This is a genomic window from [Clostridium] cellulosi (assembly GCF_036762875.1).
GTDB classification, from domain to species: Bacteria; Bacillota; Clostridia; order Oscillospirales; family Ethanoligenentaceae; genus Ruminiclostridium_D; species Ruminiclostridium_D cellulosi.
Window position 1 is genome coordinate 216,985 of record NZ_JBAIZF010000026.1, and the last position, 16,928, is coordinate 233,912.

The window sequence follows — 16,928 nt, forward strand, 5'->3', positions numbered from 1 at the left end:
AGGAGCGTTTAATATGAAAGTATTCAGTTGCAATTTGTGGGAAGCCGGAGAATATGAGTATCCTATGGCGTGCGGGTTTATTCCGACCATACACGGTTACCTTCACGAAGAAAATACAGCGGTCAGGCCTTGCATGCTGGTAGTGCCGGGCGGGGGGTATTTTTTGGTTTCTCCAACCGAGGCAGAAATAGTTGCTTTAAGGTTTTATAAAGAGGGGTACAATGCTTTTGTCTGCACATACACCACCAATCCGCTAAATGCTGTGCCATTAAAAAAACAGCCCATGAAAGATTTATCCAGAGCGATTCGCTATATACGCAAAAATGCCTCAGAATTTCATATTGACCCCAATAAGGTCATAGTGTGCGGCTTTTCCGCAGGGGGCCATCTTTGCGGGAGTGTTTGTGTGCACTATGATGACATTGAGGATCCGAATCCTATATATTCCGCGATATCAAATCGCCCGGACGCGGCTATTCTTTCCTATCCCGTTATTACGTCGGGGGAAAAAGCGCATAGGGATTCTTTTTGTTTCCTGCTTGGCGCTGATGCGACACAGGCCGAACTAAATTATATGTCGCTTGAAAAGCATGTAACAAAGAATACACCGCCATGTTTTATATGGCATACGGCCACGGATGAACTGGTTCCAGTGGAAAACAGTTTTTTGTTTGCAGAGTCCTGCAAAGACAACGGCGTTCCATTTGCGCTCCATATTTTCTCGGACGGACCACATGGATTATCGCTGTCAAACCGCGATTGGGCGGCTGGGAAATTCGGAGAACACTATACATTTGCACAAATGAAAAAAACGGTTGAGAAGATTCAAGATAACGAAATTTCTGTACCAGATTCGGTAAGAGATCATTTGATTGACGTACTTTCAGATGTTGTCCCCAAAATAAAGCCATATCAGGAAGTGGCAATCTGGCCGGAACTTGCTTGTAACTGGCTGAATGAGATATTCCAAAAAAGAGTGTAAAAAGACTGCCCTTATACACTTTAATATGGGACCCGCATGAATGTATTTGTGCAGAATTCATGCGGTTTTTTGTTCTTATGCAAAAATAAATATAATTTTTTTAAATGCGGTGCCGTTTTATTTTAATATAAAAAATGATATGATTAATCTTAAGTTGTCCTTATGAACCGATGGAAGAAACGCGCGTTGATTTTTGGGGAGGGGCAAAATGAAATCGATAAAGAAACCGAAGAGAATCAAATTACCGAATAAACTATCGATTAAAATTCCGTTGGCCTATTTCATTGTCATCATTGTTACGGTTGCCTTTAGCTCCGCAGTTCTAAATAAGATAAATTCTGATTCTGCACAAAAAAAGGTCAGTGAGGCATCCTTTAAAACAATTACTTCCATTAAGACAAACGTGGACTTAATGATTGAGAATGTTGATAACTATTCCAAAATGATGCTTTCAGACAGCAACTTGCAGAGCCTGCTTAAGGAGGGGAATGTATACTCCAATTTGCAGACACAGGCTAAAGTGAGCAAATATATTTATAATCTCATTATGGCGGAACCGGTTATCGACTCGGTCTACATTTTCGATAACAATGGAAGTTCAGGAAACTGCTTTTATGTGGGCCAACAAGCCCCTCCGACGCTTGTAAAAAGTAGTATAAAAGATGCGTCATGGTATACAGAAGCGATAAAAAACAATGGGAAATACATATTGCGGATAAATGGCGGCGGAATTTTTTCAAACAGCAGAGGAAATTATGTTTCTTTCATCCGCCTTATCCGCGATGTGAATACAGCAAGTAATTTGGGTATGATGATAATCAATATACCTGAAAGTGCATTTGTCCAGTCTTACGAAGAAGTTGTAGAAGAGAATTCTTTACAAGTGGTTATCTTGGATGAACAAAACAATATTATTGCTCCCAATATATCTGATAAAACATCAGATAATAAAAGTATGGATTTTTTTAAGAACGTGCTTTCAAAAAATATTGATAACATGCAGCAGAAGCTTTCGCATGACAGCATCGATTATATGAAAATTAGTGACAATTCTCAAAAATACATAATTTCATATCTGACAGACGAGAACACCGGTTGGAAATATATTTCGATTATTCCGCATAATGCTATAAAAACCGAGAATAATTCAATGTTTTTTCTTACAGTGCTTTTCATACTTATTAACGGTGTAATTTTCTTTGTCAGTTCTTTTTTGATTTCAAAGAGCACTATAACGCCAATTCACCAACTCTTGCACTCCATGAAAAAAGTCAATGAAGGCAATTTCTGTGAAATCACAATCAAGCCGAACAATGACGAGTTCCAGCAACTGTTTGACGGTTACAATGCCATGATTAGACAAATAAACCAACTACTTGAACGGGTTATAGAGGAGCAGAAAACTATACGAAAAGCTGAACTGTATACCCTTCAAGCGCAAATAAAACCGCACTTTTTATATAATATACTGGATTCTATTGCTTCTCTTGCTATTTCTGGGGAGACTGAACAGGTATGTAATCTCGTCGAATCTCTTGGAAATTATTATCGCATCAGTGTCAGCAAGGGCAAAGAAGTTATTACAGTTGGCGAAGAAATCGAGATGGTGCGGAATTACCTAAATATACAGAAAATCCGCTATCAGGATCTCTTTGAAGTGGAATATCACGTTGACGAATCTTGCTTGGAGTACCCGATTTTAAAGCTTGTTTTGCAGCCGCTTGTAGAAAATTCGCTCTATCATGGTATCCGCCAAAAGGGAACGCCCGGTATTATCATCATTACAGTGCGGGAAGTAGAAAATAAGATTTGTTTGTCAGTTGAAGACGACGGTGTTGGCATGACAAAAGAGCAAATAGATATGATTATGACTGACGGAACAAACGATCAAGGCAAGAGCTTTGGACTGCGCGGAACAATAAAACGTCTTCAGATTTTTTATGGAGACGAAAATTGTATAAAAATCGAAAGTGAGCCGAATAAAGGGACAAAAATTACACTGATGATTCCAAGGGGGAGCATAAACCGTGGAGAATCTTAAGGTATTGATTGTGGATGATGAGTATTTAATACGCAATCTTCTGAAAAAGCGTATTAATTGGGAAGAATATGGAATGACCATTGTCGGCGAAGCCTCCAATGCACATCAAGCTTTGGATATGGTGGATGAATTAGTACCAGACATTATCTTTACAGACATCTGTATGCCTTTTATCGATGGAATCGAATTCAGCAGAATGGTGATTGAGAAGTATCCTGAAATCAAAATTGTTATCGTTACCGGATATGACGAATTTGAATTTGCAAGAAAAAGCGTAAAGCTCGGCATTGCTGATTTTATCTTAAAACCAATCAGAGTCTCGGAACTTATTAACGTTATAAACAGGCTGAAGAAGAAAATTTATGAAGAACGTGACCGAAACAAGGAGTTCGAAAAACTAAAACAAGAATTTAAGCAGAGCCTGCCTTTCTTGAGAGAGAAATTTTTAAACCGGTTGATTTTGCAGCCTCTTCCAGAGCAGGAAATCTCGGATAAATGCGCGTATTATAACATTCCGCTTGCTGACGGAAAGGGAAATTATCAAGTCGCGGTTATTGAAATTATGCTCCCGAAGGAAGAACAGACAGAAGAACAGTCCATATTGCTGACAATGGAATGCAGAAAAAAGGTGGAAACGTTTTTTCATGATACAGAAAACGCTATTTTTACAGATGGAAAGAATCGGATAGTTATAATAACTAATGATGATAGCAAGAATTTCCCTGATAGCTGTGAATTACTAAAAACCAATTTAATCAATTCCTATAAATGCTTTGTTTGCATCGGAATTGGCAGCAAACATAAAAAGCTCAGCGACATTTACCTTGGTTACAAAGAAGCGTGTCATGCGCTGAATTATAAAGTGATTGTAGGCAAAAATCAGGTCGTATGCTATGAGGATGTCATTGAGTTAGGAAAGCAACGTTATTACCCAAATGAAGATTTACTGGAGAAATTGCATTTTTATATCTGCGCAGGTTCTGCGGAGCATGCCGGGGATGTGTTAAACAAAATTTTAAGCAGGCCTTTCTCCAATATCAGTCAGCTCCGCCTGGCAGCTATGGATATAATTATGCAGTGCCAGTATGCGGCCATTGAGCAAAGGGCAGACGAAGACAATACCATTAATAAAGAGACTTTGGCTGCAATATTGCTCTCTGATAATCTTCCGGATCTCAAAAAAAATCTTGAGGAATTTGTCATCAACTTATCTAATTCCATCAATCATAAGAATAATGTCAAAGCAGGTAATTTAGTCGCACAGGTTAAAGATTACATAGAAAAGAATTTGTCCGATCCCAATTTGGGGCTTGCCAGCACTGCTTCCGCCTTCTATGTCAGTCCGGGTCATTTGGGAAGGCTGATGAAAAAAGAAACCGGACAGACATTTGTGGAGTATCTGACGAATATCCGGTTAAAAAAGGCAGAGATGCTTTTAAAAACAACAGAGTTAAAAGGATACCAAATCGGCGAGATGGTGGGCATCAGCGATCCGCATTATTTTAGTATTCTGTTTAAAAAGAATTTAGGCAAATCAATCAATGAATACCGGAATGGTAATAAATTATGATGTTTGAATTGTGAAATAATTATGTTTTTTTTGTGAATGTATTATGAATTCTATTTAACTTACAATAAAGGTACAAAATCTCAAGGAGGTTCGAATCATGAAAAAGGTTCTCAAAGGCACAGCATGCGTTCTTTTAGCGCTGAGCTTAATGGCCAGTGTAACAGCATGCTCCAAGGGTTCCAATTCATCAACGACTTCCGGTACTTCCGGTGGCAAAATCACGTTGACCCTCTGGGACCAGTCAGTTGGTGAAACGGATCCTGCTGCAAAACTTTTGCCAGAGATCGTAAAGGAATGGAATGAAAAACATCCGAATGTTCAGGTAACACGTAACGGGACGTCGGGTGAGCAGTATAAGACAAAGATTAAAACCGCTTTGGCTGCAAATGAAGCTCCCGATGTTTTCTACGGTTTTGGCGGCGGCAGCTTTATGCAGCCATACATAGTGGGCGGCAACTGCCTTGTTTTGGATGATTATCTCTCACAAGATACCTTAAGTAAACTGCGCCCCGGTATGATAGAGCGCTGCAAAGTAAACGGCAAGATTTACACACTTCCTGGCGTCACACATATTGCAAACCTTTATGTAAACACATATTTGTTCGATAAGGCAGGAGCAAAAGTTCCTACCAACTATGAAGAACTTCTTGATGCAGTTAAGAAGCTCAAGGCTGCTGGCATTACACCTGCGGTACTTGGCGAAAAAGACCGTTGGCCGGGCATGTATTGGTTTGATATCATTGCAATGCGCCAGGCTGGTAATGCTGCTTGCATCGAAGCCTTCAAAGATCCGAAGAAGTTTGACTCACCTGACTTTATCGAAGCTGCGAGAAAACTTCAGGAACTGGCAAAAGCCGGTCTCTTTAACAGCAGCATGTTCAGCATGAGCTATGATGAAATGCTTAATGCGTACAATAACGAGCAAGGCGCTATGATGTTCCAGGCTAACTGGGTAAATGCCGGTATTGAAGACAGCTCTTCCAAGACAAAAGGCCATGTCAAAGTTGTAGTCTTCCCGGTATTTTCTGACGGTAAAGGTAAAGCATCCGAGTTCTTTGGCGGCACCGTAGATGGCTACTATGTCAGCGCTAACACAAAGAGCCCGAAAGATGCAGTTGAATTCCTCACATATTTGAGCGAACAGCTCGGTAAAAGAGGCTATCTTGCAGGTGGCGGACTCCCGTGCTGGGATACAACTGGACTGGATACCTCCTCACTGTCTGAGCTGGATAGGACAGATGCAAAACTGCTTGATACTGGGACATCCTTCATTACTTGGTGGGACAATATTTTCCCTGCTGAGTCTGCTGAGACACACAAGAATTTGATTGCTGAACTTTTGGCAAACAAGATCACTCCTCAAGATTTCTGCAAGCAAATGGCTCAGCTCAAACCAACTGAATTGGCATTCTGATAATTGCCAAAACTTTAAAGCTTATAAGATTATAAACTGTAGGGATGTGGTCATGGTTTTTTACCAGGACCACATCTTTTATAGGAGAGCTATTTATGAATTCCGTTTTTTCTAATAAAAAGGCAATCTGTATCTTTATGATTCCAACCATGCTTATATTCGTCGTAATTGTTTTCGTTCCGATTTTGATTTCCAGTTACTACAGCCTATTGGATTGGAACGGAGTAGGCGCTGGTAAATTTATTGGACTTCAGAACTATGTTGAAATGTTTACCAGTCCTCGTGCACTGAATTCTATTAAAAACTCTTGCCTCTTTGCGCTTGTGTCTATCTTTATACAGCTGCCGATTTCACTTTTCCTTGCTTTGATATTGGCAAACGGCGTTAAAGGAGAAGGGTTTTACCGTACTGTATACTTCATTCCTGTTCTTATTTCTACAGTTGTTATTGCCCAGCTGTGGTCAAAAATCTACAACGCAGATTATGGCCTTTTAAATCAACTGCTTAAGGCTATTGGCTTAGGTTCACTTGCACAGGACTGGCTTGGTCAGACGGAAACTGCCCTTGGTGCATCTTTTGTGCCGACTTTGTGGCAGTATGTGGGCTATCACATGCTTCTGATGTATGCAAGTGCAAAGTCGATATCAAAGGATGTTATCGAAGCGGCAAGGATTGACGGCGCCACTTCAACGCGTATTGCATTTTCTATCATGATTCCGCTGATGAAGCCCATGTTGAAAGTATGCTTGATTTTCTCTCTGATCGGCTCATTTAAAGTCTTTGACCTTGTTTATGTATTAACTAAAGGCGGACCGTTCTTCACGACAGAAGTACCAAGTACACTCATGTATACGACGATATTTGATACTTATCGCTATGGCTACGGCAGTGCGATATCAGTATTTATTATCGTCGAATGTTTGGTATTTACTTTGTTAATAAATAAATTCTTTAAAACTGAAGATTAAGGTGATATAATAATGAGTGTACATGCGAAAAAAACTAAATCAACAAAAAGGATGATAGGGAAGGTCATATTGCAGATATTCCTTATCATCGTGGCGGTTATCCAAATATATCCGATAATCTGGCTTGCATTTTTCTCATTAAAGGATAACAGTGAAATTTTTGGTGGTAATATTGCTGGGTTTCCAAGGCATTGGCTTTGGAGCAATTACAACTTTGCTTTAACAAATGGAAAGGTTCTAACATACTTCATCAACAGCGTTTTAGTAACTGCTGCTACTATTTTATTGGTGCTAATCCTTTCAACTATGTCCGCCTATGCTATAACCAGGATGAAATGGAAGCTGAGCAAAGCATCCTTGAATCTAATTTTGCTCGGTTTGATGGTGCCGATTCACGCCGCTTTGCTTCCTTTGTTTGTGGTGTTAAGAAACTTGAAAATGCTCAACAGCTATTGGGCATTGATAATTCCTTATGTCGCATTTGGTATCCCATTTGCGGTTCTTATTCTTACAAGTTTCTTCAGCACTATACCAAGAGAATTGGAAGAGGCTGCTGTTATTGACGGCTGCGGAATCTACAGGACCTATTTCCTAATCATCCTTCCTCAGGTTCGTTCAGGAATTGCAACGGTGGCTATTTTCACATATCTTTCGTCGTGGAATGAACTTATGTTCGCGGTCACATTCATCAACAATCAAGAGTTCCAGACACTTACAGTCGGCATGATGTCCATGGTAGGTACCTACATTACACAATGGGGCGTTGTCGGCGCAGGTTTGATGATCGCTACTATCCCGACGTTGATAATTTATCTGTTATTCAGTAGGCAAGTCCAGGAAAGCATGATTGCTGGCGCAATCAAAGGATAAACGCCCATTTTATTATTAAAAAATCAAAAGGGGGATCCTCTCATGAGCCGCATCATTGTACAATCCCAGAAAAAGCTTAGCAAAATCAACAGAAACATCTATGGACATTTCTCCGAACATCTTGGCCACTGCATTTATGGCGGTATTTATGTCGGAGAAAACTCAAAAATTCCCAATATTGACGGTATACGTACCGACGTAGTAGAAGCACTGAAACACATTAAAATTCCTGTGTTGAGATGGCCAGGCGGTTGTTTTGCGGATGAATACCATTGGAAAGACGGTATTGGTCCCAAAGAGAACCGTAAAAAGATGGTTAATACCAACTGGGGCGGAGTTGTTGAGGATAACTCCTTTGGAACACATGAATTCATGGAACTTTGCCAATTGCTTGGCTGCGAGCCGTATATAAACGGCAATTTGGGTTCCGGAACTGTTCAGGAAATGAGTGAATGGGTAGAGTATCTGACTTTTCCGGGCCAATCTCCTATGGCTGACCTGCGTCGCAAAAACGGTAGAGACGAACCGTGGAAAGTTAAGTATTTCGCCGTTGGCAACGAAAACTGGGGCGGCGGCGGAAATATGACGCCGGAGTATTATGCCAATTTGTATCGCCATTACCAAACGTTCCTTAAAAATTACGGAGACAATAAACTATATAAAATCGCCTGTGGCCCAGGTGAAGACGATTATGCATGGACCGATACGGTAATGAGATTGGCGGGCAAGTATATGAATGCCATCTCCTTGCACTATTATACCGTACCCGGCATTTTCGATATCAAAAAAGGCAGTGCGCTCGAATTTGACGAAAAAGAGTACTATATAACTCTGAAAAAGGCATTAAGAATCGACGAGTTAATAACAAAGCACCTGCAGATTATGGATAGATATGACCCAGAGCACAAAGTTGACCTTATAGTTGACGAATGGGGCACATGGTACGATGTTGAACCCGGTACAAACCCAGGCTTCCTGTATCAGCAAAACACGATGCGCGATGCGCTTGTGGCAGCCCTGACGTTGAATATCTTTAATCATCACAGTGACCGTATCACAATGGCAAATATTGCACAGACAGTTAATGTACTGCAGGCTGTCATTCTTACAAACGGCGAGAAAATGATTTTGACGCCTACCTATCATGTATTTGACATGTATAAATCCCATCAGGATGCTATGCTGGTCGAATCCAGTGTTCAGACAAACTATATTGGTGTCGATGAAGTAAAAATTCCTCAAATCAGTGTTTCCGCATCTGTTGATGACAATAATCATCTGAATATAACAGTTGCTAATACTTCCATGGACAAAACAGATTCAACAGAGTGCTTTATATTTGATAAGGAAATTACTGCTGTTTCCGCATCGATCTTAACTGGCAAAATGAATGCTCATAATACTTTTGAACAGCCTGACAATGTTCATATACAAAAGTTCGATGATATTACAATTTGCGACGGAAAACTGAAATTTGAAATGCCGCCTTGCAGTGTCGTTAAAATTGAGGTTCAGTAAAAATAACGCCTTCAGCGTTTTGCAAGGCCCTACACTTGAGCGGACACTTAATATACTGTGCATAGCACAATATTTCATTCTATATTTACCCTCTCTTTTATATCATTAGCGCGAATGTGGCCGGGGTATTTACATTCGCGCAAAAGGGAAAAAGAGGGCCTGCCACCGGATTTTCGGTGGCAGGCCCTCTTGCTTTTTGGTAGAAAAATTGCATAAAAGATGACCCCGTCAACTCTAAATTGAATTGACGGGGATAATTATTTTGATGTTTTGCGATGGAGTTTTCGCATTGTCTCGTCGCTTTTTCGCTTTCATCTAATGGTTTGCGGGACTTTTTATTTGGTTGCTGCTCATGAACTCATCCGCGCATATATTTATACACATACCGCCCAGCCCATATATGATTAACGTATTGAAAAATTTTGAGGTCATATTTTTTAAAATCCGGTAGGTCTACTATAGATCTACTTTTCACTTTTTGAACAAGAATGAAATATTTAAAATGTAATAAAAATCCCGCAAAGCTAATAAAATCTTGCTTTGCGGGGTTTCTAATTTGGTGGGCGCTAAGGAACTCGAATCCCTGACCCTTCGCACGTCAAGCGAATGCTCTACCAGCTGAGCTAAGCGCCCATATCTTTTGTTTTTGCTGCCGTGTCAGACAGCTTCTATATTATACAATGCTTTTTTTAAAAAAGCAATAGTTAAGTGCAATTTTTAAAAAATTTTTTTACCGTAATTTTTTGGGGCACTATTTGCCCGTCCGCTCCGTATTACATTGCGTTTGAGCGGTTTATGCCGGATTAAACTTTAAAGACAACGATGACGGAAATTTGCCGGCATGCAGCGTATAATATTTGTATAGCAGCAGGTTGCTATATACGGCACATTTATTTTGATGAATTATTGCAACGTCCTTTTTTATTTGACATAGTCCTTGTCTTAACGCTAAAATAATAAGAAGGGCAAAATTAATATTTTTATGCGGAGGAACATAGTGAACGAACATGATAGCATTGATTACACTTTAAAAGTCAAGGAACTAAACGACAATAGATCTGCAAAAAACGGCAGGAAACCGCTTGCCTTTATCCATACCTACGGATGCCAGCAGAATGTGAGCGACAGCGAGCATATCGCGGGATTGCTTTCCCAGATGGGCTTTGAGTTTACCGACGATGTAAAAAAAGCCGACCTTGCGCTTTATAACACCTGCGCAGTGAGGGAACACGCCGAGCAAAGGGTATTCGGCAATATCGGCGCGCTGAAAGGCATAAAAGACCGCAATCCGGATATGATTATCGCCGTCTGCGGCTGCATGACGCAGCAGAAGCAGGTTGCGGAGAAGTTTAAGCGCAGTTACCCATATGTGGACCTTGTTTTCGGAACCCATGCGCTGCCAAAGCTTCCAGAGATGCTGTATAACGTAATGACAAAGGGACGGGTTTTTGAGCTCGGTGGCGAGGACGTTGTCACTGAAGGCATTCCTGTCCGCCGTGACAGCAAGTTCAAGGCATGGCTTCCCGTAATGTACGGGTGCAACAATTTTTGCACCTACTGTATAGTCCCATATGTCCGGGGGCGCGAGCGCAGCAGGACTACTGAAGCCATTATGGATGAAGCAAAAAAACTGGTTGCGGACGGAGCGCGGGAAATTACGCTGCTCGGTCAGAACGTCAATTCATATGGGAAAGACTTGGGAGGCACCATTAATTTTTCGCAACTGCTCCGGAAAATAAATGCCATTGAAGGCGATTTTTTAATAAGGTTTATGACGTCTCACCCTAAGGACGCTACTTCGGAGCTGTTTGACACGATGGCGGAATGTGAAAAAGTGGCGAAGCACCTTCACTTGCCGTTCCAATCGGGCAGCAACCGTATTCTCAAGCTGATGAACAGACGTTACACAAAGGAAAAATACCTTAGTCTTATACAAGAAGTAAAAGAAAAAGTCCCGGGAATATCGCTGACCAGCGATGTTATTGTAGGTTTCCCAGGGGAAACATATGAAGATTTTTGCGAAACCCTTGATGTTGTGCGCCAAGTGGAATTTGACAATCTGTTTACTTTTATTTATTCGAAAAGGGAAGGTACGCCTGCCGCGAAGATGGAGGACCCGGTTACCCATGAGGAAAAGACGAAATGGATGGCGGAACTTCTTGCGGTTCAGGAAGAGATTTCGGCGCGCAATATGGCGAAGCGTGTCGGGAGAACCGAGCGGGTACTCTGCGAAAATGTCAAGGACGGCACGGTTTTCGGGCGCACAAATGAGAATCTCGTCGTCAGGTTTGACGGTGACGAAAGCCTGCTGGGCAAGTTTGTAAACGTCAAGATAACGCGGTCTGACCGTTCAGCCTTATTTGGCGAACTGCAGAACATTTAAAGAATTTTGCGGAACTGTCGCCAAAAAGGATTATAATAAAAGAGTATGATTTGATACAAACGATATTTACGGAGGAAATACAATGGGAGTAATAGAGAAAGCACGCGAACTTGGAGAAGCACTTTTGGCCGATGAAAGGTGCATACGTCTCCAGAATGCCAAGGCGGCCAACGATGCAGACCCGGAGCTGCAAAATCTTATCGGTGAATTTAATCTTAAGAAATTTCAGCTCAACAATGAGTTTAATAAAAAACCGGAAGAGCAAAGCAAGGAAAAGATTGAGCAATATCAGAAAGAGCTAAAGGATATTTACGGCAAAATAATGGCAACAGAAGGCATGAAGGAATATGCTGCTGCCAAAAAGGATGTTGACGAGCTTTTAAGCCACATCAACAGCATTATCCAAATGAGCATAACGGGCGAAGTGGATGGCGGCGGCTGCGGCGGCAACTGTTCTGCCTGCGGAGGCTGTCACTGATTTTAGGTTTTGCGCAGTCATTTAAAACATTCTGAAAGGACTGGTTGTGAGAATGTCTGAGATGACGCCGATGATGCGTCAGTATTTGAAAATAAAGGAAAAGCATAAGGATGAAATCCTGTTTTTCCGTCTCGGCGATTTCTACGAGATGTTTTTCGACGACGCTGACATAGCCGCAAGGGAACTTGAATTGACGCTGACAGGGAAGGACTGCGGCCTTGAAGAACGCGCGCCTATGTGCGGTATACCCTATCACAGTTGCGAGAGCTATATAGCAAGGCTGCTTGCAAAAGGATATAAAGTTGCCATCTGCGAACAGACGGAAGACCCGGCATTGGCGAAAGGCCTTGTCCGGCGTGAAATCGTCAGGGTAATTACGCCCGGCACTGTCATTGAAGGCAGCATGCTTGATGAAGCGAAGAACAACTTCCTTGCGAGCATTTATGTGAGCGGCAATAAAGCAGGAATCTGTTTTGCTGATGTTTCAACCGGTGAGGCATATGTGACGCTGGTCGAATCAGACGACATTGCAACCCGTATCAACAATGAAAACGGGCGGTATATGCCGAGCGAAGCAATCATAAACAATGAGTGCGCTGCGCTCAAGGGTGCCACCGCCTTTTTGAAAGAAAAAATCAACTGCACCGTCAACGTGTTTGATGACGACAGATACGACAGTTCTCCTGAGCCGCTGCTTAAGCAGTTTAATAAGGAAACCCTTGAGGAAATAGGCCTTGAGGGCAAGCCCGAGACGGTCATGGCGATGAACGCCTTGCTCAGTTATCTCAAGGATACCCAGATTAACGGGCTTGAGCGGCTCGACACGATTTATTACTACAGCGAAGAACAGTATATGCGCCTCGATTTGTCAACGAGGCGCAATCTTGAGCTGTGTGAAACCATGCGCGGCAGGGAGAAGCGCGGTACGCTGCTGTGGGTGCTCGACAAGACAAAAACAGCTATGGGGAAAAGGCTTCTGCGCACATGGATAGAGCAGCCGCTTTTAAACTGCGCAGAGATTGTACGGCGCCATAACGCTGTGGGTGAGCTTGTCAGCGATTCTATTATGCGGGCTGACCTTGCCGACGGGCTTACAGGTGTTTATGACCTCGAGCGCCTGATGACGCGCATAGTTTACGGTTCCGCAAACGCGAGAGAGTTGAGGAGCCTCGCCCAGACGGCGGAAAAGCTGCCGTCGATAAAAGAGAGGATGGCAGGCGTCAATTCTCAGCTTCTGAAAGAGATTTATGCTGGAATTGACCCGCTTCAGGATGTTTTCAAGCTTATCGACGATTCAATCGTGGAAGACCCGCCGGCTCTGCTCAAAGAGGGCGGCATAATCAAGGACGGGTATAACGCCGAGGTGGACGAGCTTAGGGAAGCAATGACGAACGGCCATGGCTTCTTAGCAAAAATAGAGGCCGCCGAACGCGAAAAGACCGGTATTAAAAACCTAAGAATTGGCTATAACCGTGTATTCGGCTATTACATAGAAGTCACAAAATCCAACCTGTCACAGGTGCCGGATTATTATATAAGAAAGCAGACGCTGACTAACTGTGAGCGCTACATTACGCAGGAGCTGAAAGAGCTTGAAAGCCGCGTACTCGGCGCACAAGAGCGGATAAAACAGCTCGAGTTCCAGCTTTTTGACGAGGTGCGCAAAAAGGTTGCGGAGCAGCTTCACCGTATTCAGAGGACGGCGAAATCGCTGGCCAAGCTCGACGTGCTGGTTTCCTTTGCACAGACTGCCGTCGACAACAACTACTGCTGCCCCGACGTTTCGCTGGACGGCAAAATAATCATTAAAGACGGCAGACATCCGGTTGTGGAAATGATGATGAAGGACACGCCGTTTGTACCGAACGACACGCTCCTTGACCTTGACGAAAACCGCACCGCCATCATCACCGGCCCCAACATGGCTGGTAAGTCTACATATATGCGCCAGGTCGCGCTGATTGTACTGATGTCACAGATAGGCAGCTTCGTACCGGCGTCCAGCGCAAAGCTCGGCATCGTCGACAGCATATTTACGCGCGTCGGTGCGTCGGATGACCTCGCGTCCGGCCAATCTACGTTTATGGTCGAGATGAGCGAAGTCGCGAACATACTGCAAAACGCAACCCGCCAGAGCCTGCTGATATTTGACGAAATCGGCCGCGGCACCTCCACCTTTGACGGTATGAGCATAGCGCGGGCAGTCGTCGAGTATGTCAACGACAAAAAACGCCTCGGCGCCAAGACGCTTTTTGCGACACATTACCACGAACTTACGGAAATGGAATCCATGTATGACGGCATTAAGAACTATAATGTAGCTGTGAAAAAGCACGGCGACGATATTACGTTCCTGCGCCGCATTATCGCCGGCGGAGCGGACGACAGCTACGGCATTGAGGTCGCGAAGCTCGCGGGCCTGCCTAATTCGGTCATCTCCCGCTCAAAGGAGATATTAAAACAACTGAATGCCGGCAAGCCGGTTGCGGTGCGTCGGAAAAAACTCGCCGAGGTCAGACCTCAGGAGCCTGCGCAGGTTTCATTTACGAACCCGACGACCGACAAAATAATGTCAAAGCTGCGCACTATTGACGCGAATACGCTGTCGCCTATTGAGGCGCTCAATATCCTGTTTGAGCTGTGCAAACTGGCACAGGACCATTGATTTTCTGCTTAAGCGGACGGATTGCCGAAATTGTAGCCCTGAAATCCGCGAATAAAATAAACTGATGGAGTGAAATAAATGAGCGGTGAAAGCACAAACCGAATACATATCCTCGATAAAAAAGTAGCGGAGCTTATCGCCGCCGGCGAAGTCGTCGAGCGCCCCGCGTCAGCGGTCAAGGAACTGCTTGAGAATTCCATTGACGCTGGCGCATCAATGATTACGCTTGAAATCAAGAATGGCGGCATAACCTTTATAAGGGTAACGGATAACGGCTGCGGAATTATGCGGGATGATGTTCCGACGGCCTTTCTGCGCCATGCCACCAGCAAGATTCAAAAAGCGGACGACCTTAACGCCATCGGAACGCTGGGTTTCAGGGGCGAGGCACTTGCGTCCATTGCCGCAGTTTCAAAAACGGAGATTATAACAAAGACGAAAATGGAGCTTGCCGGAACGCATGTAAAACTCGAGGCTGGGGAAATTGTGGAGACGGGGGACTCGGGCTGCCCTGTCGGCACGACGATTATAGTAAGGGAACTTTTCTACAATACCCCGGCGCGCATGAAATTTCTTAAGAAGGATACAACGGAGGGCAATGCGGTCGCGGCTGTGGCCCAGCGCATAGCCCTGTCCCATCCGGAGATATCAATAAGATTTATTAAAGACGGAAGGGAAGAAATGCATACCCCGGGCGACAACAGGCTGATTTCTGCCATACATTCAGTGCTGGGGCGCGATTTTTCAAAGAACCTTATTAAAACAGATTACACAATCGGGCATACAAGAACCTGCGGTTATGTGACAAAGCCGCTGGCGGCACGAAGCAGCCGCAACATGCAGTTTTTCTTTTTAAACGGCCGGTTTGTCAAGTCAAAGACAATGATGGCGGCTGTTGAAGAGGCGTATAAAAACAGCATAATGGCGGGAAAATATCCGGGGTGCGTGTTAAACCTTATCCTTGACCCGTCCCTTGTCGATGTGAACGTGCATCCGGCGAAACTCGAAGTCCGGTTTTCAAATGAGCGCGAAGTATTTGAAACCGTTTATTACGCGGTGAAAAACGCCCTTGCGCAGAGTGACGAGCGGCCTAAGTTTGAGCTTGAGGAGAAGAAACCGCAGTCACAGCCGACGTTTTCTTTTAGTTTTGCTCCGTTTAATCAGCCGGCTCAGAGCGGGCAACAAGACGAGCAGTTAAGGCTTATCGTCAAGAATACGCCTGTGCAGAATGAACCGGAAAAAGTCACACCCGCTTATAACGCGGCAAGAGTGTCTTATGAGCCGGTGCAAAGCGAAACGATAAAATTTATTAATACAGACAGTGAGCTTAAAACATCGGAAAAACCTTTTGTAAGCGTTTTAGCAGGTGAAAAACAGCCGATAATAACACAGGAAAGTAGGACTATTAAGGAGTCATTCCAGCAGGTCAGTGCCAAGCCCGAAACAGCGGTCAGCGCGGCAGCCGAGGAAAGCGTAGTTGTGGTAGGGCAGTGCTTTGGCACATATATTCTTGCCCAGAAGGGCGACAGCCTTTGGATAATTGACAAACACGCCGCCCATGAGCGCATTTTATATGAAAAGGTAAAAAAACTGCGGCGCGCGTCGTCTCAGGTGCTGCTTGAGCCTATAACAGTGACCCTGCCCGCTGACGAATACGCGGCAGCGGTCGAAAACCTAGATTTGCTCGCCGAGGCCGGCATAGTCGCCGAGGATTTCGGCGGCTCAACAATACTGGTCCGCGAAGCGCCTCTTGACCTCACCGGTCAGGACATACCGGACTTGGTTTCAGAGATTGCAGGCCAACTGCTGGCCCATAAAAAGGAAGTCATGCCTGCCCGCCTTGACTGGATATTCCATTCCATAGCGTGTAGGGCGGCAGTCAAAGCCCACGACAGGACATCGCTGCCTGAGATGCAGAGCCTTGCCCAGCGTGTCCTCTGCGACAACGATATTCTGTACTGCCCCCATGGAAGGCCTGTGGCGTTTGAACTGCCGAGAAGCGACATAGAAAAGAAATTTGGCAGATAAAACTTAATATT

11 protein-coding genes and 1 tRNA gene are annotated in these 16,928 nt (G+C 43.9%); 11 read left to right on the top strand and 1 reads right to left on the bottom strand.

What is annotated here, in order from left to right; translation table 11 throughout:
* Nucleotides 1-13: 13 nt before the first annotated feature.
* The 7 genes from V6C21_RS08770 to V6C21_RS08800 all read left to right on the top strand — a co-directional run bounded on the left by V6C21_RS08770 (nucleotide 14) and on the right by V6C21_RS08800 (nucleotide 9,363).
* Nucleotides 14-982: an alpha/beta hydrolase gene (locus V6C21_RS08770; protein WP_034839741.1), complete on the top strand. Its 969-nt coding sequence runs from the start codon at nucleotides 14-16 to the stop codon at nucleotides 980-982.
* A gap of 208 nt (nucleotides 983-1,190) precedes the next feature.
* On the top strand, nucleotides 1,191-3,023 hold the full coding sequence (locus V6C21_RS08775) for a sensor histidine kinase (RefSeq protein ID WP_034839738.1): 1,833 nt from the start codon (nucleotides 1,191-1,193) through the stop codon (nucleotides 3,021-3,023).
* Nucleotides 3,010-4,593: a response regulator gene (locus tag V6C21_RS08780; RefSeq protein ID WP_479268820.1), complete on the top strand. Its 1,584-nt coding sequence runs from the start codon at nucleotides 3,010-3,012 to the stop codon at nucleotides 4,591-4,593. Before V6C21_RS08775 ends, V6C21_RS08780 begins: the two co-directional genes overlap by 14 nt.
* Before the next feature lie 97 nt (nucleotides 4,594-4,690).
* On the top strand, nucleotides 4,691-6,007 hold the full coding sequence (locus tag V6C21_RS08785; RefSeq protein WP_479268821.1) for an extracellular solute-binding protein: 1,317 nt from the start codon (nucleotides 4,691-4,693) through the stop codon (nucleotides 6,005-6,007).
* Between the two features lie 95 nt (nucleotides 6,008-6,102).
* Nucleotides 6,103-6,975, top strand: coding sequence for a carbohydrate ABC transporter permease (locus V6C21_RS08790; protein ID WP_045085700.1), 873 nt, complete (start codon nucleotides 6,103-6,105; stop codon nucleotides 6,973-6,975).
* Nucleotides 6,976-6,987: 12 nt separating this feature from the next.
* Nucleotides 6,988-7,845, top strand: a complete 858-nt coding sequence (locus V6C21_RS08795) for a carbohydrate ABC transporter permease (protein ID WP_034839728.1) — start codon at nucleotides 6,988-6,990, stop codon at nucleotides 7,843-7,845.
* A 42-nt stretch (nucleotides 7,846-7,887) separates the two neighbouring features.
* Nucleotides 7,888-9,363 carry an alpha-N-arabinofuranosidase gene (locus V6C21_RS08800; protein ID WP_479268822.1) on the top strand — a complete coding sequence of 492 codons (1,476 nt, stop codon included), beginning with the start codon at nucleotides 7,888-7,890 and terminating at the stop codon, nucleotides 9,361-9,363.
* Nucleotides 9,364-9,920: 557 nt separating this feature from the next.
* Here V6C21_RS08800 and V6C21_RS08805 read toward each other — a convergent pair.
* Nucleotides 9,921-9,996, bottom strand: a tRNA-Val gene (locus tag V6C21_RS08805).
* Between the two features lie 364 nt (nucleotides 9,997-10,360).
* On the opposite strand from V6C21_RS08805, the gene miaB reads away from it, so the two are divergent.
* The 4 genes from miaB to mutL all read left to right on the top strand — a co-directional run bounded on the left by miaB (nucleotide 10,361) and on the right by mutL (nucleotide 16,917).
* Entirely contained in the window at nucleotides 10,361-11,746 is a 1,386-nt protein-coding gene (gene miaB, locus V6C21_RS08810) for a tRNA (N6-isopentenyl adenosine(37)-C2)-methylthiotransferase MiaB (protein WP_479268823.1), read from the top strand.
* Nucleotides 11,747-11,828: 82 nt separating this feature from the next.
* Entirely contained in the window at nucleotides 11,829-12,224 is a 396-nt protein-coding gene (locus V6C21_RS08815) for a YlbF/YmcA family competence regulator (protein WP_045085697.1), read from the top strand.
* A gap of 52 nt (nucleotides 12,225-12,276) precedes the next feature.
* Nucleotides 12,277-14,889, top strand: coding sequence for a DNA mismatch repair protein MutS (gene mutS / locus V6C21_RS08820; RefSeq protein ID WP_479268824.1), 2,613 nt, complete (start codon nucleotides 12,277-12,279; stop codon nucleotides 14,887-14,889).
* Between the two features lie 78 nt (nucleotides 14,890-14,967).
* Nucleotides 14,968-16,917 carry a DNA mismatch repair endonuclease MutL gene (gene mutL / locus V6C21_RS08825; RefSeq protein WP_479268825.1) on the top strand — a complete coding sequence of 650 codons (1,950 nt, stop codon included), beginning with the start codon at nucleotides 14,968-14,970 and terminating at the stop codon, nucleotides 16,915-16,917.
* Nucleotides 16,918-16,928 lie beyond the last annotated feature (11 nt).